At 36.1% G+C, this 24020-nt stretch carries 23 protein-coding genes; 10 read left to right on the top strand and 13 right to left on the bottom strand.

Features of this window, described 5'->3' with window-relative positions; translation table 11 throughout:
* Window positions 1-33: 33 nt before the first annotated feature.
* The gene (locus E7413_00495) at window positions 34-351 is read right to left on the bottom strand and encodes a hypothetical protein (protein ID MBE7018346.1); all 318 of its coding nucleotides are present in this window, start codon (window positions 349-351) and stop codon (window positions 34-36) included.
* Window positions 352-584: 233 nt separating this feature from the next.
* Between E7413_00495 and htpG the strand changes: the two genes are divergently transcribed.
* Both htpG and E7413_00505 read left to right on the top strand, forming a co-directional pair.
* The gene (gene htpG, locus E7413_00500) at window positions 585-2462 is read left to right on the top strand and encodes a molecular chaperone HtpG (GenBank protein MBE7018347.1); all 1878 of its coding nucleotides are present in this window, start codon (window positions 585-587) and stop codon (window positions 2460-2462) included.
* Between the two features lie 33 nt (window positions 2463-2495).
* Window positions 2496-3377 (top strand): YitT family protein, encoded by an 882-nt coding sequence (locus E7413_00505; protein ID MBE7018348.1) that lies wholly within the window; start codon window positions 2496-2498, stop codon window positions 3375-3377.
* Here E7413_00505 and E7413_00510 read toward each other — a convergent pair.
* The 10 genes from E7413_00510 to E7413_00555 all read right to left on the bottom strand — a co-directional run bounded on the left by E7413_00510 (window position 3348) and on the right by E7413_00555 (window position 14317).
* Window positions 3348-3950, bottom strand: coding sequence for a hypothetical protein (locus E7413_00510; GenBank protein MBE7018349.1), 603 nt, complete (start codon window positions 3948-3950; stop codon window positions 3348-3350). The genes E7413_00505 and E7413_00510 overlap by 30 nt on opposite strands.
* Window positions 3931-5358: a spore cortex-lytic protein gene (locus E7413_00515; GenBank protein MBE7018350.1), complete on the bottom strand. Its 1428-nt coding sequence runs from the start codon at window positions 5356-5358 to the stop codon at window positions 3931-3933. Before E7413_00515 ends, E7413_00510 begins: the two co-directional genes overlap by 20 nt.
* 14 nt (window positions 5359-5372) lie before the next feature.
* A complete protein-coding gene (locus E7413_00520) occupies window positions 5373-5762 on the bottom strand; it encodes a hypothetical protein (protein MBE7018351.1) in 390 nt (129 codons plus the stop codon).
* 14 nt (window positions 5763-5776) lie between these two features.
* Entirely contained in the window at window positions 5777-6640 is an 864-nt protein-coding gene (locus E7413_00525; protein ID MBE7018352.1) for a polysaccharide deacetylase family protein, read from the bottom strand.
* A 116-nt stretch (window positions 6641-6756) separates the two neighbouring features.
* Window positions 6757-7803 carry a [FeFe] hydrogenase H-cluster radical SAM maturase HydE gene (gene hydE / locus E7413_00530; protein MBE7018353.1) on the bottom strand — a complete coding sequence of 349 codons (1047 nt, stop codon included), beginning with the start codon at window positions 7801-7803 and terminating at the stop codon, window positions 6757-6759.
* The gene (hydF, locus tag E7413_00535) at window positions 7796-8992 is read right to left on the bottom strand and encodes a [FeFe] hydrogenase H-cluster maturation GTPase HydF (GenBank protein ID MBE7018354.1); all 1197 of its coding nucleotides are present in this window, start codon (window positions 8990-8992) and stop codon (window positions 7796-7798) included. The genes hydE and hydF overlap by 8 nt, the downstream gene beginning before the upstream one ends.
* Window positions 8993-9006: 14 nt before the next feature.
* On the bottom strand, window positions 9007-10395 hold the full coding sequence (gene hydG / locus E7413_00540) for a [FeFe] hydrogenase H-cluster radical SAM maturase HydG (GenBank protein MBE7018355.1): 1389 nt from the start codon (window positions 10393-10395) through the stop codon (window positions 9007-9009).
* Window positions 10396-10579: 184 nt separating this feature from the next.
* Window positions 10580-11509 carry a transketolase family protein gene (locus E7413_00545; protein MBE7018356.1) on the bottom strand — a complete coding sequence of 310 codons (930 nt, stop codon included), beginning with the start codon at window positions 11507-11509 and terminating at the stop codon, window positions 10580-10582.
* Entirely contained in the window at window positions 11509-12333 is an 825-nt protein-coding gene (locus tag E7413_00550) for a transketolase (GenBank protein MBE7018357.1), read from the bottom strand. Before E7413_00550 ends, E7413_00545 begins: the two co-directional genes overlap by 1 nt.
* Before the next feature lie 64 nt (window positions 12334-12397).
* Complete coding sequence (locus E7413_00555; protein ID MBE7018358.1) at window positions 12398-14317, bottom strand: hypothetical protein; 1920 nt, start codon at window positions 14315-14317, stop codon at window positions 12398-12400.
* Between the two features lie 189 nt (window positions 14318-14506).
* On the opposite strand from E7413_00555, the gene hprK reads away from it, so the two are divergent.
* The 7 genes from hprK to E7413_00590 all read left to right on the top strand — a co-directional run bounded on the left by hprK (window position 14507) and on the right by E7413_00590 (window position 20301).
* Complete coding sequence (gene hprK, locus E7413_00560; protein ID MBE7018359.1) at window positions 14507-15448, top strand: HPr(Ser) kinase/phosphatase; 942 nt, start codon at window positions 14507-14509, stop codon at window positions 15446-15448.
* An 83-nt stretch (window positions 15449-15531) separates the two neighbouring features.
* Window positions 15532-16074, top strand: coding sequence for a CDP-diacylglycerol--glycerol-3-phosphate 3-phosphatidyltransferase (gene pgsA / locus E7413_00565; protein MBE7018360.1), 543 nt, complete (start codon window positions 15532-15534; stop codon window positions 16072-16074).
* A 16-nt stretch (window positions 16075-16090) separates the two neighbouring features.
* Window positions 16091-17152: a nucleotidyltransferase family protein gene (locus E7413_00570; GenBank protein ID MBE7018361.1), complete on the top strand. Its 1062-nt coding sequence runs from the start codon at window positions 16091-16093 to the stop codon at window positions 17150-17152.
* Between the two features lie 21 nt (window positions 17153-17173).
* Entirely contained in the window at window positions 17174-18130 is a 957-nt protein-coding gene (locus tag E7413_00575; protein MBE7018362.1) for an HD domain-containing protein, read from the top strand.
* A 123-nt stretch (window positions 18131-18253) separates the two neighbouring features.
* Complete coding sequence (pfkA, locus tag E7413_00580; GenBank protein ID MBE7018363.1) at window positions 18254-19225, top strand: 6-phosphofructokinase; 972 nt, start codon at window positions 18254-18256, stop codon at window positions 19223-19225.
* A gap of 28 nt (window positions 19226-19253) precedes the next feature.
* Complete coding sequence (locus E7413_00585; protein ID MBE7018364.1) at window positions 19254-19808, top strand: CDP-alcohol phosphatidyltransferase family protein; 555 nt, start codon at window positions 19254-19256, stop codon at window positions 19806-19808.
* Between the two features lie 13 nt (window positions 19809-19821).
* Entirely contained in the window at window positions 19822-20301 is a 480-nt protein-coding gene (locus E7413_00590; protein MBE7018365.1) for a TnpV protein, read from the top strand.
* A 342-nt stretch (window positions 20302-20643) separates the two neighbouring features.
* Here E7413_00590 and E7413_00595 read toward each other — a convergent pair whose 3' ends face one another.
* The gene (locus tag E7413_00595; protein MBE7018366.1) at window positions 20644-21867 is read right to left on the bottom strand and encodes a leucine-rich repeat domain-containing protein; all 1224 of its coding nucleotides are present in this window, start codon (window positions 21865-21867) and stop codon (window positions 20644-20646) included.
* 20 nt (window positions 21868-21887) lie between these two features.
* Complete coding sequence (locus E7413_00600; GenBank protein ID MBE7018367.1) at window positions 21888-22574, bottom strand: hypothetical protein; 687 nt, start codon at window positions 22572-22574, stop codon at window positions 21888-21890.
* Window positions 22575-22788: 214 nt separating this feature from the next.
* On the opposite strand from E7413_00600, the gene E7413_00605 reads away from it, so the two are divergent.
* Window positions 22789-24018, top strand: a complete 1230-nt coding sequence (locus E7413_00605; GenBank protein MBE7018368.1) for a WYL domain-containing protein — start codon at window positions 22789-22791, stop codon at window positions 24016-24018.
* The last annotated feature ends 2 nt before the right edge of the window (window positions 24019-24020 follow it).

The raw sequence follows: 24020 nt of genomic DNA on the forward strand, positions 1-24020 counted from the left end.
CAGTTCTCCGTAAGGTGAAAATCATTTGCTCTTTTAATTCAATGGATGATTTTGCATCTGATTGACAAAAGAAGCTTCTCCCTCAATATTGGCAATCTGAAGTTTCAGTTGTTCAATTTCGTTATCTTTACGGGAAATTTCTTCTCTTAAGGTTCCGATTTTTTGTTGTAAAGCTGAAAGAGAGTCTCCGGCAAAAGTCAAGCGATAAGAGTTCATCAAAATAAATGTTGTGGTTGAAAATGAAAGTAAAAATAAAGTTATCAAACTAAAAATGAAAAATATCAACAGTTTTCTTTTTTTATATTTTTGAGATATTTGTTCCTTTGTGGGATTCTTATCATATGATTTCATAAACCAGGCTCCTGACTCAAATTTAATTCGAGAAAACAAAAACCCATCATATATTTGTTAATTATACCATAGTATCAGTAAAAAATCAATTGTTTTCCCTAACTTTTTATGAATTTTTTATGAATTTTTCAGATGTGGACTTGACAAAAAACAAAGCCTTTGTTATAATATTTTAGCACTCTTGCAATAAGAGTGCTAAAATCAGCAAGATACTTTCAGAAAGAAGGATTACCATGGCAAAAAAACAGTTTAAAGCAGAATCTAAGCGTTTGTTAGATTTAATGATTCATTCTATTTATACCAATCAGGAAATCTTTTTACGGGAACTTATTTCCAACGCCAGCGACGCAATTGACAAAATGTATTACAAAACCCTTTCGGATGATTCTCTCCTTTTCCAAAAAGAGGATTACTACATTCGCATTGATACCAATAAAGAAACACGAACCCTTACCATCACCGATACAGGTATTGGTATGAGTAAAGAAGAATTGGAAAATAATCTCGGAACTATCGCAAAATCCGGTTCTTTGGCTTTTAAAAGAGAAAACGAAGCCAAAGACGGTGTGGATATCATTGGTCAATTTGGTGTTGGTTTTTATTCTGCATTTATGGTAGCCGACCGTGTTACTGTAAGAAGCAAAGCTTTTGGTGCAGAAGAAGCATACTGTTGGGAATCTTCCGGCGCTGACGGTTATACCATTGACATTTGCGATAAAACAACACAAGGCACCGAAATTATTCTGACTGTGAAGGAAAACACGGAGGATGTAAACTATGATGAATATCTTGATGCATACAGTTTGCAACACCTGGTGAAAAAATATTCCGACTTTATTAAATATCCCATCAAAATGGATGTAAATAAAAGCAAATTAAAAGACGGAACCGAAAATGAATACGAAGAATATACCGAAGAAGAAACCGTGAACAGTATGGTTCCCATCTGGAGAAAAAATAAAAACGAATTAACCCAAGAGGATTATGAACGTTTTTATTTAGACAAGCATTATGGATTTGAAAAACCGCTGAAATATATTCATGCATCCGTAGACGGCGTGGCAAGCTATAACACGATTTTATATATCCCCAAACGAGTACCCTATGATTTTTACACCAAAGAATTTGAAAAAGGGTTAGAACTATACTCCAACGGCGTTTTAATTATGAATAAATGCGCCGATTTATTACCGGATTATTTTAGCTTCGTACAAGGATTAGTAGATTCCCCTGACCTTTCGCTAAATATTTCCAGAGAACTTTTGCAGCAGGACAGACAACTTCAGTTTATTGCGAAAAAAATCAGAGATAAAATTAAATCCGAACTGCTGTCTTTATTAAAAAACAACAGAGAAACCTATGAAGAATTTTTTGCACAATTCGGGAAAACATTAAAATTCGGAGTATACAGTGATTTTGGGGCACATAAAGATATTTTAAAAGATTTATTATTATTCTATTCGTCCAAAGAGGAAAAATTGGTTACATTAGAGGAGTATGTATCCAAAATGGCTTCTGACCAGAAATATATTTATTATGTTTGCGGTGAATCCATTGACCGAGTTTCCAAATTACCGCAAACCGAATTAGTAAAAGACAAAGGTTATGAAATTCTTTACTGTACCGACGAAGTGGATGAATTTGCTCTTCAGATGTTGATGAATTACCAGGAAAAAGAATTCAAATCTGTTTCTTCTGGTGATTTAGGACTGGACGAACAAACCGAAGAATCTTCCAACGAAACGAACGAGGAACATAAAGATTTATTCCAAAAAATGAAAGAAATTTTAGGAGAATCAATTCAAGAAGTAAAGATTTCTAACCGTTTAAAATCCCATCCAGTTTGCTTGTCTTCGGACGGTGGGCTTTCTATCGAAATGGAAAAAGTGTTACGACAGATGCCAAACGGCGAAGGAATGAAAGCAAATAAAATTCTGGAATTAAATCCCAATCATCCTATCTTTGATGTCTTAAAAACTTCCTATGCAGAAGATGAGGATAAATTAAAAAGTTATACCAATCTGCTGTATCAACAAGCATTGCTTATTGAAGGCTTACCGATTGAAGACCCTGTAGCCTTTTCTAATGAAATTTGCAAATTGATGAAATAATTTTAAATATGCATTTTCCTAAACTTACGGAAAATGCATATTTTTTTATTTTCGTCAAACAATATAAACGGTGATTTTTTGAAAATTTTAAAGAAATATTCTATCATTGCATTAGGATCTTTGATTTTCGCAATATCAATTAATTTATTTATGTTACCATTTAAAATTGTTTCTGGCGGTCTTAGCGGAATTGCAACTATTTTTTATTATTTATTTGGCATTTCAACCGGAATAACCGTTGGTATTTTAGATCTGGTGATACTATTCTTTGCATTAAAATCTTTAGGAAAAGCTTTTGTAATGGATTCTATGGTTGCCATTCTTCTAATCCCTCTGTTTTTAAGTTTTACAGAGAAACTCCCACCTCTCACCAATGATATTTTTATTGCATCGGTGTTTGGCGGAGTACTGCTTGGCATTGGAATCGGACTGGCTTTTTCTCAAGGGGGGACAACGGGTGGCGTGGACATTTTATCCAGAATGTCACAAAAAAAGTATCCCCATCTTTCGATCGGGATACTGATGACGATTCTGGATTTAATGATTATTGGCTTCTCCATGATTACAATCGGTAACTTGAATTTAGCATTTTACGGAATTCTTTCGTTAGTAATTTCAACTACAGTAATTGACACAATTATCAGCAAGTTAAACTGCGCTAAATTAATTTTAGCGGTAGTAACAGAGTCTTCAAAAATTGAACAAGAACTGCTAACATCTGTCAATCGTGGTGTAACAGTGATATCAGCTGTCGGAGCGTATTCAGGAGAAACAAAAAAAGTTTTAATGTGTGTTACAAAGCCAAAACAGGCGGCACAATTTAAAACAATGATTCGAGCTTCTGAACCAAATGCTTTTATCATTGTCACAGATTCAGAGGAAATTTTAGGAAACGGCTTCCGTTATTATCGGTAATGATTCTGATTCCAATAAATGTGCTTCATAAATCGATACCAAATCATTCCAGAAGTTTTTATCAATATTACCGGTTTCTTCTTTTCCTAATATTTTTTGCAATGATCTAACAGAATTCACTGAAGCTTCGTCATGGATTCCTGTAACATCCAAATCAGGGACGGTATCAAATTCTTTTGATAAATTTTTCATAATTGACTGAATGGAATGAAGATAGCGGTTTTCTTCGTTTGGCAAAATAACATCAAAATCTTTTGGTAAGATATTCACACAAACAGGCGGTTCTCGTTCAGCAAGCAGAATCAGATAATCCTCCAACAGAGTATCCCATGTTTGTTTATCGATAACGCCCGTGACGGGAAGTCCTCTGAAATTCTGAAACCATTTTACGGAAGCTTCGGTTTGCTCTCCAAAAATTCCATCAGGAATCACGGTTGGCATTTCTTCATATTTGTTTCCGATTTCTCTTAAAAAGGTTTGTGCACTTCGTATGGGTTGCCCTAAAAACGGAGAAAAATCGTTCACGGATGTATTCAAATAATAAAACTCCTTTCTAATTGGGATCACGATCATTTAAACGCAGTTCTTTTCCAGGGTACTGAGTTGGACGTGATGTTAAAGCTGATACCTCTGTTCGGTAAGTTCCTGCAATAGAATTCCAGGTTTCTTCATCCACTCTTCCGGTAGTGGGAAGACCAAATTCTCTCTGATAACTGATAACAGCTTGACGTGTCTGAGGCCCGAAATTTCCTGTCGGTGTTACAGAATTAATCTCAGGATACGATAACGAAATAATATTCAAATACTGTTGCAACGTGGTGACTGCTGATCCCGTAGATCCAAATTCCAAAACAGTTCCATCGTATGGTTCAGTTTTAATTCCGAAAACTTCTTCGTCCAGGAAAACAGTGTCTACAATTCCCTTGAACACTGCATACATTTTATCCCAGGTTTTTTCTCCCACAATTCCATCTTGCTCTAACCCGTATTCCTTTTGAAAAGCAATAACTGCATTTTTTGTTTCAGGGCCGAAATTTCCGTCAATTTCCACAAAAGGAATATTGGGATCAAATCCCGCAAAAATAGATAAAAAATATTGTAATATTGTTACCTTTTCTCCAGTGTTCCCTTCAGAAATGGCATCGGGATACTGCAAGTTCAATCCAAACAACCTCTGTCCTTCAGAATCCAATTCATTTAATCTTAAAATTCCTGTATATAGGTAAACCAGTCGATACCAAGTTGCTTTTCCTACAACCCCATCAGCAGTTAAATTAAAAATTTGCTGAAAGGTGCGAACAGCCTCTTCCGTATTTTCCCCGAAAATTCCATCCACAGGATTGATTTTCGGAATCAGAGGATAGTTTTGGGATATTTGATTTAATTCTCTTTGAATAACCTTTACATATGGACCGCTATCGCCTCTTCTGATTGGTGTACCAGGATAAGATTCTCGGAATTCTCGAATTGGTGCATCATTCACCAACTCAATATTGTATCCGTAGTAATAATATAAAATATCTAATGTGGAATAACCTTGCTGTGCTAAATTTTCGCTTCCCCACTGGGAAAGTCCTTCGCAAGTAACTGTGGTACCGTTGCAATATTTTGCAGCCAAAGGTTCGGCAACTCCGATTTCACGGATATAATCATTAAAAATTTCATTCACAATACGATCTATATTATCAAAGATATTTCTTCCTTTGATAAATTTTTGGTCAATTGCCGTGGAATTTGTAATATCAAAATTATAGCCACGACTACGGTAATACTCGGTATAAACACGGTTTAAAGCAAAAGATATCTGAGCATAAATGTTTGCTCGGATTGCCGATTCATCCCATGTGGGATAAATTTCAGAGGAAGCAACATTTTTGATATAATCAGGAAAGGTGACAGTCACATTTTCCGCGTTGGAATCCGGCGGTCCCAAATGAACCGTAATATACTGCGGAATAAAAGGTGTAACAGTAATTGCCATAAAAGATTCCTCCTTTATAAATTCTGTGGCGGGATAGGATAAATGGTTTCTGCTGTTTTAGGATTTTGAAATTCGTCCAGCGGAATCATATTCACATTTTGAATGGATTCTCGATTAGGAAAAATCTGCACGTTTTTTATCAGAATTTTTTGATACATTGGATGTGTGATTAAAATATCCACAACAGAAAACGGAGCACTGTCCCCTACCTTTCCCGGTGATAATGACAAATCAACGTCAGGAGTTTCCAGTTCGAATGCTGTGGTAAGTCCTTCCTCATTTGTGGAACGAAAACCGATAAGATTTTGTGTTCCGCTTTCTAATAAGGATACGCGGGCATTTTTGATGGGAATTGCCATCCTCGCTGTGTACACAAACACAATAAGAGATCCTTTCTCAGCCATTTTTGTCATCCTTTCTATGGAAGTTTAATTTTTTTCATAAATTCTTCAGTCGAAATCCCTTCCGGACGGTTATAACGCCCTAACATATACAAGCACCCTTTATTCTTTGAAATTTGATTGATCCTTTCATAACAGGATAAACTTGCAAAAAAACCTGTTTCTTCTAATGTCTTTTGAGATTCGGGACAAATATATCCAAACGGATAAGTAAAGGTAACCGACGGTTGAATACCGGATTTCTCCTTTAATGCAGATTGCAACTTCACCAAATCACTTTTTAAATTATTTCTGTATTCCGCTATCGCTTCTCCTTCTAAAATATTGCAGCCCTTTCGTCCCTCTTTTTCGTGAAGATCATAAGTGTGATTAGCAATTTCAATCCGTCCGCTATCTTCCAAATTTTTGATATCACCCCAAGTAAGATAAGAATAATTCGGATTATGTCCGTCAGCTTTGGAAAATTGTTCCGTATAACTTCCTACAACAGAAATGACTGCCTTCATCTGATATTTTTCTAAAAGTGGTAACAAATAAACCATATTGTTATAGTGTCCATCATCAAATGTTAACACAATCGGTTTTTCCGGTAATGGTGCATCTTCATAAACATATGCTATTAAATCTTTTACCAAAACCGTTTCGTACCCATTATTACGAAGATATATCATATCATATTCCAATGTAGACGGCGTTACAACATATTCTCCGCTTCTGTCAGGATCTTTCAGAACACTGTGATACATCAAAATCGGAACTGATATCTCTTTAGATTCGGTACTTGCTTTTACTGAAGCGTAAGTACAAATTCCGGTTATCAATACAGTCAGAATTAAAAAACAGATGAGTAACTGTTTCCCTTTTGTAATACAAATGAACATAATATTTCTCCTGTCATGGAATTCAATAATTATTTTATGAGAGTAGCTCTCTAAACATAACCATAAAAAAATAACGATGCATTCTTTTAAAATGTACATCGTTATTTTTATAAATATTACAAAATCATAGGATAATCACCACGGGACAAATCAACAATCAAACCTATCGATTCAATTTCCGTTTTGAGTTGATCGAAACTTTCCGCAGTTTCTTCTCCAATGGCGATTTTATTTTGATATAGCAAATAATTTTTACGTTTCCCAATAGGCGTCAAATTGGGCATAACCACATTTGCGCCGGAAAGAAGAGCTGTTTTCCGACCTTCTTGATCTAAGGAAGCTAACGCAGTTGTAGACGGCAACAAAGCTTTAGGCAAAAGAAGACGTGTCAGAGCAACCAGCTGAATGGTTTTTCGTACTGTCCCATCCGAATAATCGGCAAACGGTGTATCATTATGATGAATAAATGGACCAATTCCAACCATTTCTGGTTGCAATCCTTTTAGAAAAAGCAAATCGTTAACAAGATGTTCATCAGTTTGATACGGAGAGCCAACCATAAATCCTGCACCGGTTTGAAAATTTAGTTTCTTTAATGTTTTTAAACAGTTTATGCGATTTATCAATGTTAGGTTTTTGGGATGCAGTTTTTTGTAATGTTCGTCGCTTGCAGTCTCATGACGAAGCAAATACCGATCAACACCCGCATTTTTTAATTTTTGATAACTTTCCAACGAACGTTCTCCCACGGATAATGTAATTGCTTTTTTGGGATATTTTTCTTTAATTTTTGTGACAATTCCTATCAGTTTCTCATCGGTATAACATGGGTCTTCCCCACCCTGCAACACATAGGTCTGAATCCCAAGTTTATCCCCTGCTTCACACGACAACAAAATATCATCCACAGATAAGCGGTATCGTTCTGCTTTTTTATTGGAACAACGAATTCCGCAGTAGTAACAATCATTTTTACAATAATTGGTGAATTCGATTAACCCTCGGATATATACAGATTTTCCAAAAATTTCTTCTTTCTTTTGATTTGATTTTTGGCAAAGATAAGAAAAATCATCCTCGTCAGTCATTTGAATTAAGATGAGAAGTTCTTCTTTGGAAAGTGACTGTTCCCGATAAAGTTTATCAATCAATGTTTTATTCACTAAAAAACACCTCGCTGCAACGGTCGGAAATTCCGCTTAAATAAGCTAAAACAACGCCGTAATTGGTAATAGGAAGTCCTGCATTCTTACATTTTTCCAAACGAGTTAAAACTGTTTTTTTCGTAATCATACATCCGCCGCAATGAATTGCCAATTTGTATGGTGATAAATCTGACGGAAAATCGTATCCCACATAGTATTCAAATTCCAATGAAACACCTGTAAACTTTTGCAACAAAGCAGGAATTTTCACCCGACCAATATCTTCATGGGTATGGTTATGAGTACATGCTTCCAGCATTAAAATCTTATCACCGTCTTGTAAATTGGGGATAATATCACAAGCAGAAAGCATTATCTTCAAATCACCCTTCTGACGTGCTAACAACATCGAAAAAGAAGTTAACGGAATTGTTTTCGGAACCATTTCAGCCACAGATTTAAAAACTTGAGAATCAGTTACAACCAAATCTACCCTAGGTAAATTAGAAATTGTTTCTTTTAATGTTTCTTCTTTCGTAACGGTACAAGTAACGCCTAAATCAAGGCAATTTCTCAAAAAAGCAACCTGAGGAAGAATCAATCTTCCTTTCGGCGCCGCCGAATCAATCGGTACAACCATTACAACAAAATCACCTGATGATACTAAACCGATTAATTGATTATCATCTTCATCACCGATTTTTCGCAGTTCTTCGGTTAAAAAATGTTTTAACCTCTGGATAGATTTTTCATCTTTGTAATTTGCAAATTGAGCATTCGGAAACTTGTTTTTTAAAGACTCCACCTCGAATCCACTCAATAAATCTGTTTTGGTAAACACAATAGTATAAGGGATTTTACCGAATAAATTTGTAGGAATTATAATATCTTTTCCCAATGCATTCTGACTATCCACTGCATAAATGATGTAATCACATCTGTCAAGCATCTGCTTGGTTTTCTCTATTCGTTTATCACCGAGCACAGAAACATCGCCAAGTCCAGCCGTGTCAATTAATGCAATAGGACCATAAGAAATTAATTCCATCCCTTTTATGACAGGATCTGTGGTTGTTCCCTGCTCTTCTGACACGATTGCAAGTTCCTGACCGATGATCTGATTAAACAGCGTGGATTTTCCTGCATTGGTATTGCCAAAAATACCGATATGCTTACGGTTTGCCAAAGGTGTTTCCTGTTTTAACATACAATCACTCCTTTTTAGAGGAATAAATCTCGTTTGCCTTGTTCTAATTTCTTGAGGTTTTCAATTACCAGCACTCTCACTTTATCATTTTCAATTGTCGGAATATGTTTTTGGATAACTTCATTCGCAAGCTTTTGAAAGCTTTTGTCACCGTAATCCAGAGCGTATTCTTTTAAGGTCATCAACCCATTGGGTAAACATACATTTTTGATATTCCCTGTTTTGGCAAGCTCCATAAAACGATCCCCTGTTCGTCCTTTTCGGTAACAAGCGGTACAAAAGCTTGGAACCATGCCTTCTTCCATAATCCAGCGAATAATATCCTGAGCACTTCTGTCATCAGAGGTCACAAATTGAGAGCCTTTGCTGTGATTTCCTTTACTGTAACCGCCAACATCCACAGAAGAACCTCCACTCATCTGAGATACACCAAGGCGAATGAGTTCTTTTCTCATTTTGGAGTTTTCACGGGTAGAAATAATAATTCCCGTGAACGGAACCGCCAAACGAATAATGGAAACAATCCGCAAGAAAGTTTCATCATCTATGGGATAAAATCCTGATAAATCGTTTCCTTCTGCCGGACACATTCTGGGAACAGAAATCGTATGGAAACCAACACCAAACGTATCTTCTAAATGTTTATTATGAAGCATCAAACCTAAAATTTCATAACGCCAATCGTCGGATAAGCCAAATAATACACCGCCACCAACATCGTCAATCCCTGCTTCCATCGCACGGTCAAATGCGGTAAGGTGATATTCATAATTCTTTTTCGGTCCTCCTAAATGTACTTTTTCATAGGTTTCTTTGTGATAGGTTTCCTGAAATAAAATGTATGTACCAATGCCAACTTCTTTTAATTTTCGGTAATTCTCAACGGTGGTAGATGCAATATTGACATTCACACGGCGAATTTCACCATTACCTAATTTCATATCATAAATTGTTTGCATACAATCTAAAATATAATCAATATCACAATTTACTGGATCTTCCCCTGCTTCCAACGCCAAACGTTTATGCCCCATGGCTTCTAAAATTTTCACTTCATCACGGATTTCGTCCATAGTAAGCTTGGTTCTATGGAATTTATTCTTACAGTTAAATCCACAATAGGCACAATTGTTGACACAGTAATCACTCACATACAACGGAGCAAACATCACAATTCTGTCTCCGTAAATATGCTGTTTGATTTTATCGGCAATTTTAAAAATTCGTTCCTGATGTTCTTGGTTTTCAGTGTTTAGTAAAATTGCCACTTCTTCAGGAGTCAATCCATCAAATCGTTCTGCTTTATCTAAAATTTCGGTAATTTTTTTATCATCTGCAGATTTGGATTGTTCCAACAAATTTACGATATATTGATGGTTAATAAAATTGTCGTATTCTTTCATAAAAACTCTCCTTCAAAAACAAAAAAGCATCTGTTCTGAAATGGAACAGATGCTTTTTTACCGCTTGCATACACTTCCAAATCAGAAAATTCTTTTTTGTCAGTTGTTTTTCTAAAGAAAATTTGGTAAGATAAAAGGACTTTCGTGCTGATATCAAACGGTATTTTCGCTTTTGTTATTGAATTTATTTCATTAAATTTCGGATTTTTGCAATGATGTTTTCTGAAGTTAAGCCATATTCTTTCTGCAAATCAGGACGGTTACCGGACTGACCGAAACGGTCTTCTACGGCAACTTTGTCACTAATTTTTCCACCCAATTCCGCTACTACTTCAGCCACTGCAGAATAAAGTCCGCCAAATACATTATGATCTTCTGCAGTCATAATATGTTTAGAACTTTCCAGTGCAGTTTTAACAGCATTTTTGTCGAGGGGTTTTATAGTGTGCATGTTGACAACTCCAACAGAAACGCCTTCTTTTGCAAGTTCTTCAGAGGCAACCAGTGCTTCGTATACCATATCTCCCATTGCAATCACGGTAACATCGGTTCCTGTCTTTAATACATTTGCTTTCCCAAAGGTGAAAGAATAATCTTCATTGGTATTAAACACCGGCACATCGTATCGTCCAAACCGTAAATACACAGGGCCGGGTTCATTGATTGCCGCTTCCACAGCGTATTTTGCTTCGATAGCATCAGAAGGAACCAATACTTTCATATTGGGGATTGTTCTCATTAAAGAAACATCTTCAATCGCTTGATGAGAACCGCCATCTTCCCCGATTAAAATACCGCCGTGAGTACCAACTACTTTCACATTCAGATTGTTATAACAAATTGCATTTCTTACCTGTTCATAGGCTCTGCCTGCAGCAAACACTGCAAAAGTACTTGCAAACACTGTTGCACCGCAAGCTGCCAAACCTGCAGCAGTGCCCATCATATCACTTTCTGCAATTCCCATATCAAAGAAACGTTCGGGATATCTTTTTGCAAAATCAATGGTTTTGGTAGCTTCTGCTAAATCAGAATCCAAAACATAATAGTTATATTTTTCAGCAAGTTCTGCCAGGGCTTTTCCATAACCTGCTCTGGTTGATAATTTTTCCATTATAAGCTACCTCCCGTTAATTCTTTGATTGCCTGTTCTGCCTGTTCGCGGTTGGGAGCAGTTCCATGCCATTTTGCTAGGTTTTCCATAAAGGAAACGCCTTTGCCTTTGATGGTTTTTGCAATAATGGCAGTAGGTTTTCCTTTCACGGTTTTTGCTTCTGCCAATGCGTTTTCAATTTCTTCAAAATTATGACCGTCAATGTTGATTACGTGGAATCCAAAGGCTTTGAATTTTTCATCTATTGGATACGGAGACATCACTTTGCTTACTTCCCCGTCAATCTGCAGATTGTTGTTATCAACAATGGCAACTAAATTATCCAATTTGTAGTGAGCTGCAGACATCGCTGCCTCCCATACCTGCCCTTCCTGAATTTCTCCATCACCTAAAAGGGTGTATACACGGTAGGTTTTGTTGTTTGCTTTGGCATACAATGCCATACCGTTTGCAATGGATAATCCCTGACCCAAAGAACCGGACGACATATCTACTCCGGGAATTTTTTTCATATCAGGATGACCTTGTAGAATATGACCTAACTTACGAAGATTTTTAATTTCATCTTCAGAGTAAAATCCTTTCTCTGCTAATGTTGCATATAATGCGGGTGCAGTATGACCTTTTGACAATACAAAACGGTCTCTGTCTTCCATTTTGGGATTTTTAGGATCCACATTCATCTCTTCAAAATATAACACGGTCATGATATCCGCAATGGATAAGGAACCACCCGGATGACCTGATGCCGCATAATGGGTTCCACGGATAATGTTTGCGCGGATGTTCTCCGCGTGTTGTCTTAATTGTTCTTTTTCAAGCATTACAACAAACCTTACCTTTCGTTTTTGCTATTTTTATTAATTGAATATATTTTAAACACCAATATTACTGATTGAGATATACTGAACGAGTAGCTTCATCCCAAGAAACAGTTAAATCGAATTGTTCAGCTAAGAATCGGATGGGAACCAGTGTTCTTCCGTCGATAATTGTAGGTGGAACATCTATTGTTTCGGTTTTTCCGTTTACAATAACCTTCGGATAATCAATTCCCATTAAAATAGAAGCTTTGCCGCCGTAAAGAAAAACTTCACGTCTGTCTTCAAACCATGTTACTTTTGTGTCAAGATTTTCAGAAATAATACGTACCGGAACCAAAGTTCTGCCGTTTTGAATTACCGGCGGAACGTCTGTTTTTAATCTTTCACCGTTTAAATACAATTTTATCGGTTTTTCCAACTGAATCTGATATTCTTTTTCGATAACACCATCAATCACAAGCTTCAATGTATGATTTCCTTCCGGTTCATTATCAAAATATAAAGTTGTTTGGAAATGCGGTTCCACAAGACTTTCTAAATAGTAATTATCAAAATAAACATCCACTTTGGGTGAACTGTTTTTATAAACATGCGGATATACTCCGAACGTGAAAGAATCATCCGATATCATAATCGATTCTGTTACCTTATGGTAAGTTACGTCTGCATCTGATTCTGATCCGTGAATAAAATAAGGATGCTCAATTTCCTCCAAATACTCATTTGCCAAAGCAGCATTATCTGATAATGAATAGTCATTTACCTCGGTAGGCATTCTTTTATCAAAATACATGATTGCTTTGATCTGCGGATATACCTTCGGCAAAAATTCATATTGCTGATGCAAATGGTTAATCGCCCATTCTGTTTCATCTTTGCTTAATGAATTGATATAATGTGCAACACCGGATTCGGTTAACATAATGGGTTTTCGATCCCCGTAACTTGCCACGATTTCTTCTAATGACAACACAGCATCTGCACTGTCACCTGCAAAAAACACATTATCGTTAAATTGTTCTTCAGGCGACCAATCGTTTCTACCTAAAAAATATTTTGCAAGGTAAGATGCAACCCCTACCCAATCAACAAATTCATCACCGGGGTAATAATCATGCATATTAATATTCCAAGCGGAGCTTTGGTTCACACTCCAAACCATTGCTGCATTAGGCAATTCGTTGTGAACTCTGTTTGCAACATAGCGAAAAGCAGTAATAAATTCTTCAGGAGTACACGGATTTGTCCAGATATTCACTTCTGCAGCAAAACGAAAATAAACCGGAACACTCTGGTATTTTTGCAATTCAGCAATCAAAGTATCAAAAAATGCATCATAAGCATAAATGTTTCGAATGTCACTGCCTTCATAACCAACATTTAAAGCAAAAACAACACGGATATTTTTCTCTTCCGCCTGACGAAAAATATGATGAAACCATCCAAAATCATTACTTCCCACTTCATGGTACAACAAAACAGCAGATTCGTTTTCTAAATAGTCACGAATTCCGCCATCGCTCGTGGCACCGAATAAAACACCCATGTGCGGTTCATTTTTAGCATGGAAATACACTTCTTCTTCAGAAGTTTGTTCAAACATTTCCAAACGGGGACGGTAATGGAGCACTTTCGCTTTGGCAATCTTAACAGCATCCTGCCAATTCAGTTTTTCGGCATAATAAACATAACGTTCAAAGTAATCTGCGGCGTTCGGATAATCTTCCAACGCTTCATACGCCTTGGCAATCATTTCCATACGGGAACCAATAATCTGCAACACCTGCTCATTCTCAGGTTCCGGCATCATTAAATCAATTTCTTTTTTTGCATATTGAATCACTTTTGCATAATCTTTTGCAGAAACCGCCGCCTGATACTGGCGGTCAATGCCCCAAAAAGCGTTGGGTATTTCATATGCATAAACAGGAATGCACCCAAAAGCCAAGAATAAAGTCAAAACAAATGACACAAATCTCTTCATTGCTACGCTTCCTCCAAAATTTACGCTTCCTTTATTCTATTATAATATTATAGCAATTATATATATGCTTGTCAACAAGTTTCTAAATGGATGCGAAAAAAATAAAAAAATTGCGAAAATAAGTTGCAAAAATGCAGAAAGTATTGTATAATGGTAGTTAATTTACCAAAGAAATGAGGGTTATCTGTTATGGGTGCTTTTTCTGTTACATTACAACAAATTATCAATGAGTGCAACCTGGAAACTGTTTATGCAGATAAAGATCTGAATACTGTAAAAATTTCAACCACAGATGTAAGCCGTCCGGGTTTACAATTTGTTGATTTTTTTGATTATTTTGACCCGAATCGAATTCAGATTTTCGGGAAAGTAGAACGCACTTTTTTAGAGCAAAAAACATCCGAAGAACGTCTGCATTGTATCCGCGAACTTTGCAAACGTCAAATTCCCGCCATTATTATCTCAAGAAACCAAGAAGTTTTTCCTGAATTTCTAAATGCAGCCGAAGAATTTCGCATCCCCGTTTTGAGAACAGCACAAACCACTTCCAAATTTATGGCAAGACTGATTGCTTTTTTAAACGTGGAACTGGCTGAACGAGTTACCTTGCACGGAGTATTATGCGAAGTTTACGGGGAAGGTGTTCTGATTATGGGAGAAAGCGGTGTTGGAAAAAGCGAAACCGCTATTGAGCTCGTAAAACGTGGTCACCGACTGGTTGCAGATGATGCAGTTGAAGTCAAAAAAGTATCTGATAAATCTCTGGTCGGTACCGCACCGGAAAATATTCGTCACTTTATCGAAATCCGAGGAATCGGAATTATTGATGTTCGGCGGATATTCGGTATGGGTTCCATCAAAGAAACCGAAAAAATTGATTTAATTATCAAGTTAGAAGCATGGGATCCCCAAAAACAATACGACAGATTAGGATTGATCACCGAGTATACTGAACTGTTAGGCAATAAAATTCCAAGCTTAAATATTCCCGTAAAACCGGGACGAAACTTAGCAGTTGTTGTGGAAGTAGCAGCAATGAACAATCGTCAGAAAAAGATGGGATATAATGCTGCAGAGGAATTAAACAATCGCTTAATTGAACAAATGTCTAAAGATATTAGCAATTCGTAATCGCTAAAATTTATGTCCCAAAGGACAAGAAAGGAACTCGACATCTGTAATTTTTTTTCACGAAAATGTCGAAACTGAAAACTATGACTACAGCAAACATGATTACCATCGCCAGAATTTTATTAGTTCCGGTTTATGTATTATTTGCATCAGGTGTTCCCGATGTAAATAATGATATTATTGCCGCATCTATTTTTCTGTTTATTTCGCTGACAGATTTTTTAGACGGATATATTGCCAGAAAATACAATCAAATTACCGATTTCGGAAAATTTTTGGATCCCTTGGCTGATAAAATTTTGGTGATTTCTGCTTTCGTACTTTTCGTAGCACAGGGCAGACTAAATCCCATCATTACCATCACAGTAATCACAAGAGAATTTTTGGTAACATCCATTCGACTGGTAGCTTCTGCTAAAGGGACCGTAATTGCAGCAAGTATGAGTGGAAAACTGAAAACAACTACTCAGATTATCGCTGTTATTGCCATTTTATTAAACGATACTCTCTCTGCGATTTATCCCCTGCCCTATGGTGAATTTTTCAGTTGGGTTATGCTGGCATTCACCATTTATTCAGGATTGGAATATTTGATTTTAAACCGCAAGCTTATTTCTTTAAAATAAGGGAGGATTATAATCAATGAAAACGGTTGGTATCATTGCGGAATACAACCCCTTTCATAACGGTCATAAATATCATGTGGCAAAAACAAAAGATCTGCTAAACGCAGATGGCGTCATTGCAGTTATGAGCGGCAATTTTACTCAACGGGGTGAAATTGCAATGTTTGATATGCATTCCAGAGCAGAGGTTGCCGTAAAAAACGGTGTGGATCTCGTTTTGGAACTTTCACCTCAATTTGTGTTGAATTCAGCTGAATTCTATGCTTATTACAGCGTTTATCTTATGAATCAACTAGGAATTGTAGACTATCTCTCTTTTGGCTCGGAATGCGGCGATTTATCACAATTATCAGCTTACCGACCCACTGATGCTGATTCCTTAAGAAAACAGTTGAAAACAGGTGTTTCGTATGCAAAAGCCATTTCCAGTTCTGCACTGGCAGAAAAACCAAACAATGTCTTGGGAATTGAATATCTTCGTGCACTGAAAAAATTAAAATCGGATATCCAACCCTTTACCGTATTAAGAAAAGCCGTAGAGCATCATTCGCAAAAGCCAACCCAACAGTTTGCATCAGCATCTTGGATTCGCAGTCAAATTCGGGATGGCAATTCAATCACTGCATTTCTTCCAAATTTACCCAACTCAACTCCAGTTTTTGAAGAACGCGTATTTCCACTTTTAAAATATCGTTTAATTATGGGACAAAACGAAGAACTGTCCAACTTTAATGCAATCAGCGAAGGACTCCAAAATCGGATTTTGGCAAACCGAAATGCAGAATCTTTTTCCGAATTAATTGCAAAAATCAAATGTAAACGATATCCGGAAACAAGAATCCGAAGAGCACTGTATTCGTTACTTTTGAATCTGAAAAAAAATGAAGAACCACCTACGTACACCCGTGTGTTAGCATTTAACGATACCGGAAAAAAACTGCTTCGAGAAATTAAGAAAAAATCCGAAATATCCGTATTGAGCAGAATTACCAAAAAAGATGTTTACAATCACCCTCAATTGCAAATGGAACTGTATTGCAATGAGGTATATGATTTCATAAAAAAGACAAATGTGTGAGGAAAAGCAATGGATAAATCAATGAATATTCGTCAAATGACAGAAGAAAATGAACAAAAGATGATGAGTCCCTATGCGTGCCTTAGTTTGAAATCCCAAGGAAGATTTGAGCCCTTGGAAGAAGACAGTATCAGAACCTGTTTCCAAAGAGACCGTGACCGCATCATTCACAGCAAGGAATTTCGTCGTTTAAAACATAAAACGCAGGTTTTTTCCAGTTTTGAATACAATGACCATATCCGTACACGTTTGACCCACACATTAGAGGTAAGTCAGGTTGCCAGAACCATTGCAAAAGCACTGCGATTAAATGAAGATTTAACAGAAGCTATCGCTTTGGGACATGATATCGGTCATTGCGCATTTTCTCATGCAGGAGAAACTGTGTTAAACGAAATTTTTTCAGGTTTTTCTCACAATAAGCATAGTGCACGTCTTGCCCGCAAAATGAATCTATCAAAAGAAGTTGTAGACGGGATCTTAAAACACAGCAACATTGAAACCGGCGAAGAAGCTATTACACTGGAAGGAAGGATAGTCAAATACGCAGATAAATTTGCATACTTAAATTCTGATTTAGATGACGGAATACGTCTGGGATTGATTAGCGAAGAAGATATTCCCTCTTCCGTTCGTTCCATTTTAGGAAAAACTTCAAACGACAGGCTGGACACCATGATTCGGGATATGATACTGACCAGCCAAGGGAAAAATGAGATTAAAATGTCAGATGAGATTGATGATAACTTTAAAAAACTTCGTCAATTTATGTTTGAACGACTGTATTTCAACGAAAAAGTAACAAAAAAAGATGAAACAGTAAAAAAAATTTTTTATCATATCTACGAAGAGGAAAAGAAGGCACAAAAATCCGACGAAGAAATTTTGACATTCATGGCAGGTATGACAGATTCCTATGCCGTAAAATACTTCCTGAATTCTTACAATATAAACGTTCAATTTCTGGAGGTATTATAAATCATCTCGAATACTTTTATATTTTTTGAAAAAATTGTAAAAAAGAGTTGATTTTTTGAAAATGTTTGTATATAATAGTAAGGTATATTAAAAAAGCTTAGTAAGATAGCGAGGACAACGAATATGGCAAAAGAAATTAATACAATTGGCGTTTTAACCAGTGGCGGAGATGCTCCGGGTATGAACGCAGCTCTTCGTGCTGTAGTAAGAGCAGGATTACATTACGGAAAACGTATGATTGGTATTTTTAACGGTTACAAAGGACTGTTGGAAAACGATATGAGAGAATTGACCTATCGAGATGTTTCCGGTATTATCAATCGTGGCGGTACTGTGTTAAAAACCGCAAGATGTAAAGAATTTTTAACTTCTGAAGGCATTAAAAGAGCAGCAGACAATGCACGTGCATTTGGAATTGACGCTTTGGTTGTATTGGGTGGTGACGGCAGTTTCAGAGGTGCTTTGGAATTATCCAGACACGGATTCCCTGTTATTGGTATCCCCTGCACCATTGATAATGATATCGGTTGCTCTGATTACACCATCGGTTTTGATACTGCTTTAAACACTGCTTGTGATGCAATCGATAAAATCAGAGATACCTGTTCTTCTCACGACCGTTGCAGCGTTGTTGAGGTAATGGGTAGAAATGCAGGTTATTTAGCTGTTAATGTTGCTGTTGCTACCGGTGCTGAAGTTTGTCTGATTCCGGAAAAGAAATTTGATTTGAATGATATTATTGATAAAATCAAAGAAACCACCGAAAAAGGTAAAACCCACTTTATCGTTGTGGTTGCTGAAGGTGTCGGCGGAACTGAATTCATCGCAAAAAATGTTGAAAAACAAACCGGCGTTGAAACCAGACCTTCCAATTTGGGATATATCCAGAGAGGTGGAACCCCCACTGTAAAAGATAGAGTTATTGCATCTAAAATGGGATTGAAGGCTATTCAGCTTCTTGTGGAAGGTGTTTCAAATCGCGTGGTGGTTTATAAGAAAGCTGATATCGTTGATTTTGACATTGAAGAAGCATTGGCAACCAAAAAGAATTTTGACGATCCGTTAGCTGAATTGGCAGATATCCTTACCTATTAAGAAATATTAAAGCAGGTGAATTGAAAACATGGTGCGCATGTTGCCGAATATTCTGACAACGCTGAGACTATTGATGGCATTAGCGTTTGCTCCAATATTCTTTTATGAATTTAATAACGGAACGAGCGGTACCTGGTCACTTACACTTTACACAGTGGCTTCTCTTACCGATATCATCGACGGATATTTAGCAAGAAAGCTTTCAGCTATCAGTAACTTTGGCAAAATCTGTGATCCGTTGGCAGATAAACTATTGCAGTTTTTAGTATCGCTTTGTATTGCATATGTAGAACCTTTATTTATTATCGTTCCGGTGTTTTTATTTATCAGAGAAATTTTAATGTTGGTTGGTGTCGTGATTCTATATCACGAAAAAACAATTTTGGGCGCTAATGTGTATGGAAAACTCGCATCTTTTATTTACTTCCTTTTATTCTTCATATTATTAGGATATCGTCAGTACTTATCTTTCCCTGTGAAAATTGTTTTTATTACTGTGTTTTTAATAGCTTCCGGACTCGCATTTGTTCAATACATTAAAGTCTATTTTCAATACAAGAAAAATTTGAAACAAGCAAATTAAAAAAGAGCGCTTAATGCCCGTTACTCACTTCCTTATGAGTAACGGGCATTTGCTATGTACAGCCGGAATGATTGAATATTGTAGTAAAAATCTAATAATAAAATTTGGAGGAATTACAATGAAATCAATATTTGAACAAAACGGCGGAACTTATACAAAAGTTGGAAAATATTATATCCCAAATATTTCAATGCCTGATGCGAAGAAATACAATATTGGGAAATATGGCAGAATGCATGGAAAATTTATCAAACAAAACAAGCATTACATCTACTCTGCGAAAATCCTCGACGGAACTTGGTTTGGTTACCTTGAAGAAATAGATAGCGCTGCAAGAGAAATGGTCGATAAAATAATCAAAGATTTTGCAACTGAACAAGGTATTATCAAGGAACTCAAAGAAAAGGATCAATTCGCTTGGATTTATACTGTGGAAGAAATTAAGCATACTGCAGAAGAAATAGTGCTTAATAATTTGATTTATAAACTATAAAATTAATTTAAACCCTCGCCGTAGGAAGTTATTCGGCGGGGTTTGATGTTCCTAACATATTTAATCTGCATCAAATTGGTATAAATATGTGTTAAAATATGCACAATAAAATTCCAGTGGTATGAGGCTTGGAAAATAATTAATAGCAAAAAGGATATAGAAATCACTGATGCGGTTTCTTTTTTTGTGCGGATTTTTGAACATCTGTTATGATAAGAGGTAGTCTTGATTTTTTTGCACAAAAAGCCGCTAAAGTATGGAATGTAACATAGATATATCTGTAACATGCACCATTTGCTCTCAGAGGTGTAGTATAGAATAGGTTCTTATAAACTATTAGTATTATTGATACACAACAAATGGAATATTCTTTTCTTTTGCATATTGTTCTGCATAGCTTCCTGTATTCCCGTATACAACTAGTTTATCGCATTCAGCATTTCCACAATATATTTCTTCTACACTATCAGGAATATAGATGCTTTCGAGGTTTTTGCAGCCATCAAATGCGTACTCCCATATAGTTGTTACTCCATATGGAATCACAATACTTCTGATATTTTCATTGTCGCAAAATGATCTAAAACCTATTTCAGCTACATTGCCAGGGATGATAATATCATTTTTTTCACCAAAATAACCAAACAAGCATTTTTTTATAATTAACCAGCCTTCACTATCTGCTAATTTTTCACAATTCTCGAATGCACCGAAACCAAGTAACTTTACACTATCTGGAATATTTACACTTTCGAGTTTTTTACAATTAGAAAAAACAAGATCATCAATGGTGTTCACACTATTGGGGATAACTATGTTCGTCAGATTTTCACAATTTAAAAAAGTCATCTGTCCAATGGTTATTATACCGTCTGGGATTACAACATTGTCAATACTTTTACAATCAGCAAACGCACCCATACCTATATTCTTTACACTATTGGGAATGACTATATTTGTGAGATTCTCGCACCCCTCAAAAGCCGAATCGCCGATATTGGTTACGCCATCAGGTATTACAACACTTGTAATGTTATGACAATTCTTAAATGAGCCATCGCTTATATCTGTCACATTATTGGGAATAACTGCAAATTCTTCCGGGCCAAAATATCCATATAAACAATCCCTGATAATTACCCAGCCATTTTCATCAGCGAGTCTTTTACAGCCTTGAAATGCGCCTTCTTTAATACACTCAATGCTCTCAGGAATATCTATATCAGCAAGATTTTCGCAACCATTAAATGCCCAACGACCAATACACTTCATTCCGCAAGGAAAATTGATACTTGTAAGATTTCTGCAACCTGAAAATGCAATGGCATCAATTTTCAATATACTATTAGGAAGGTGTACGCTTTCAAGCTTTTCACATTTTTCAAACGCATAATTTCCAATACTTATAACACCTTCAGGAAGCACAACACTCGCAAGGTACTCGCACCCCATAAATGCACAGTCACCAATTATTTTCACATTATCCGGTATAAATACATTGCTTGTACTGCCTTTGTATTTTATTAAAACACCATTTTCAATAACAAAATCATTTTGACTATTCATATTTTTCACTTCTCCTTTTTTTAAAATGGTATAAAACCCATTGTGATTTTTTTCTTTTTAAACGCCTTTTTGTAGTCACCATTACATGTTTTGATTATTTTATTTAATTGATTTATTTTCTTTATAGGGCAAGTTTCCACTTTTTCCAGACGCTCAGGCTTGGTAATCCAATAACAGTCATAGCCTTTATCATACGTCATAATAATATGACGATTTTCGACATTATCATCATATAGATATATACCATAGTAAGGCTCTCCAAAAGGCGATGGATTTACTTTAATAATATCTCCGTTTTCAAATAACTTTTCTACATTTTTGCAAAGTGGTATATCTATCTCTGATTTTTCATTATCGATGCTATATTTTAACAAATTTCCGTCGATGTCAAAATCACAATCTAATGCAAGCCGATACTCGCTATCTATCAAAATGTATTTTCGAACTGCATACCAGTAGTAATCTTTTATACAAAAATCAATCCACTCACATGTATGTAAGAAATCTGTTTTATCTGTGACTGTAGTATACAATTGTTCAAACTTTTGGAATATCCCTATAAAACGATTATTCTCTCCTGCGTTCCTGCCTCTCTCGTGCAGTACATAAACCGTATTTTCCTGCGAATCATCCGCAAGCAGCTTATATACCTTTTTATTTGCTCTTGCCAATTTTTCTTTGTATTCTTCTAATGTTAACTTTTTCATATCATTAACTCCTTTCGTTATATCAACATTATATAACAGTCGTTGTACTATTTTTTGCACACCATAAGCTTTTGAAGATTTTAATATAATTGTCAAGATATATTAAATTATATCTACACGCTTGTACAAAAAAATGTACAGTGCAGATGATAAAATACAGTTAAAGTATTGATAAAGCGAAAAAATTATGCTATAATTTAAAAGAGGTGTTATTATGTCAGATTTAGTAAAAATGAAAAGAACTGATTTGTATGAAAAAATGTGGAAAAAGCCGATTGCCGACATTTCGAAAGAATTTTCAATATCCTACAGAAGTCTGGTAACTGCTTGCGACACATATAATATTCCGCGTCCGAGCAAAAGTTACTGGTCGTTTAAAAATGGACAAAGAGAGGCTAAGATCCCACTTCCTGCCGGAGAGGACAAAATTATTACTTTCTTCAAAGTAAGACCTCGCAACAAGCCTCATACATCACGTTTAACACCAAGAGCCAATACTGTGTGTATTTTAAGAATTTTAGAATTAAAAACCGATATAAATCACGGGTTATCTACAAATGAGATAATCGATGCTGTCTACAGAGCTTACGGAATGACAATCGAGAGAAGAACCGTATATCCTGCAATAAGAATTTTACAGGACCTTGGATATAACATTGTTTCAGAAGATTACAAGTACAAATTATTGCTCTCAAACAGAGATATGCTTCAGGACAGGATGTTTGACGCTGACGAAGTACAAGCTTTACTAGATTCGATAAAACTAAATCCACTTCTCCCTGTAGATGAAGAACGTTCTCTATACTATAAAACAAAGCGACTTATGCCAAAGTATAACTGTGCAACGCTGCATAATGTTGTGTCAGAAGTCAACAAGAAAGAATTACCGGCAGTTTTCTACGGAAATATAAATGAAATTAACATTGCAATGTTTAGCAATAAAAAAATCGCATTTGATTACATGAAATACGATTCAAACGGAAAACCAGTAAAAATGTATGATAACACATTTACTCTTTCTCCTGTAAGATATCATACACGTGAGTTTACCTCGTATCTAATATGTGCTGGCGATGACAAGAAATTATACAAATTCAGAGTTGACAGAATGTATAATCTTGAAGCACTCGAAAACACACGAATTGATATTCATAACCTTAATTCAATTCCGCTTAATATGGATGTTTCAGAACATAACGAAAGAAAACGCAAATTTAGTATGACTTGCGACTCTTCTTTCGCAACCGAGGTAGTTGACTACTTCGGTCCCAACGCAAAGCTTCGCGACAACGCTGATGGTACATTTACGGTTGTTCACACAGCTAATCAAAACAGAGTTCTTACATTCGCTTATAACAACCCTGATAAATGTGAAATTATTGAACCTCTTGAATTAAGAGAGGCAGTAATCAATAAACTTAAAAATAATAAATACGGAGTGTAAAG

It is taken from the genome of Oscillospiraceae bacterium (genome assembly GCA_015068645.1).
GTDB lineage: Bacteria > Bacillota > Clostridia > UMGS1840 > UMGS1840 > SIG452.

What these genes read in the sequence shown, in the direction of transcription:
- E7413_00495 (MBE7018346.1), bottom strand. Translation starts at nt 351, where the DNA reads ATGAAATCATATGATAAGAATCCCACAAAGGAACAAATATCTCAAAAA.
- htpG (MBE7018347.1), top strand. Translation starts at nt 585, where the DNA reads ATGGCAAAAAAACAGTTTAAAGCAGAATCTAAGCGTTTGTTAGATTTA.
- E7413_00505 (MBE7018348.1), top strand. Translation starts at nt 2,496, where the DNA reads ATGCATATTTTTTTATTTTCGTCAAACAATATAAACGGTGATTTTTTG.
- E7413_00510 (MBE7018349.1), bottom strand. Translation starts at nt 3,950, where the DNA reads ATGATCGTGATCCCAATTAGAAAGGAGTTTTATTATTTGAATACATCC.
- E7413_00515 (MBE7018350.1), bottom strand. Translation starts at nt 5,358, where the DNA reads ATGGCAATTACTGTTACACCTTTTATTCCGCAGTATATTACGGTTCAT.
- E7413_00520 (MBE7018351.1), bottom strand. Translation starts at nt 5,762, where the DNA reads ATGGCTGAGAAAGGATCTCTTATTGTGTTTGTGTACACAGCGAGGATG.
- E7413_00525 (MBE7018352.1), bottom strand. Translation starts at nt 6,640, where the DNA reads ATGTTCATTTGTATTACAAAAGGGAAACAGTTACTCATCTGTTTTTTA.
- hydF (MBE7018354.1), bottom strand. Translation starts at nt 8,992, where the DNA reads ATGTTAAAACAGGAAACACCTTTGGCAAACCGTAAGCATATCGGTATT.
- hydG (MBE7018355.1), bottom strand. Translation starts at nt 10,395, where the DNA reads ATGAAAGAATACGACAATTTTATTAACCATCAATATATCGTAAATTTG.
- E7413_00545 (MBE7018356.1), bottom strand. Translation starts at nt 11,509, where the DNA reads ATGGAAAAATTATCAACCAGAGCAGGTTATGGAAAAGCCCTGGCAGAA.
- E7413_00550 (MBE7018357.1), bottom strand. Translation starts at nt 12,333, where the DNA reads ATGCTTGAAAAAGAACAATTAAGACAACACGCGGAGAACATCCGCGCA.
- E7413_00555 (MBE7018358.1), bottom strand. Translation starts at nt 14,317, where the DNA reads ATGAAGAGATTTGTGTCATTTGTTTTGACTTTATTCTTGGCTTTTGGG.
- hprK (MBE7018359.1), top strand. Translation starts at nt 14,507, where the DNA reads ATGGGTGCTTTTTCTGTTACATTACAACAAATTATCAATGAGTGCAAC.
- pgsA (MBE7018360.1), top strand. Translation starts at nt 15,532, where the DNA reads ATGACTACAGCAAACATGATTACCATCGCCAGAATTTTATTAGTTCCG.
- E7413_00570 (MBE7018361.1), top strand. Translation starts at nt 16,091, where the DNA reads ATGAAAACGGTTGGTATCATTGCGGAATACAACCCCTTTCATAACGGT.
- E7413_00575 (MBE7018362.1), top strand. Translation starts at nt 17,174, where the DNA reads ATGAATATTCGTCAAATGACAGAAGAAAATGAACAAAAGATGATGAGT.
- pfkA (MBE7018363.1), top strand. Translation starts at nt 18,254, where the DNA reads ATGGCAAAAGAAATTAATACAATTGGCGTTTTAACCAGTGGCGGAGAT.
- E7413_00585 (MBE7018364.1), top strand. Translation starts at nt 19,254, where the DNA reads ATGGTGCGCATGTTGCCGAATATTCTGACAACGCTGAGACTATTGATG.
- E7413_00590 (MBE7018365.1), top strand. Translation starts at nt 19,822, where the DNA reads ATGCCCGTTACTCACTTCCTTATGAGTAACGGGCATTTGCTATGTACA.
- E7413_00595 (MBE7018366.1), bottom strand. Translation starts at nt 21,867, where the DNA reads ATGAATAGTCAAAATGATTTTGTTATTGAAAATGGTGTTTTAATAAAA.
- E7413_00600 (MBE7018367.1), bottom strand. Translation starts at nt 22,574, where the DNA reads ATGAAAAAGTTAACATTAGAAGAATACAAAGAAAAATTGGCAAGAGCA.
- E7413_00605 (MBE7018368.1), top strand. Translation starts at nt 22,789, where the DNA reads ATGTCAGATTTAGTAAAAATGAAAAGAACTGATTTGTATGAAAAAATG.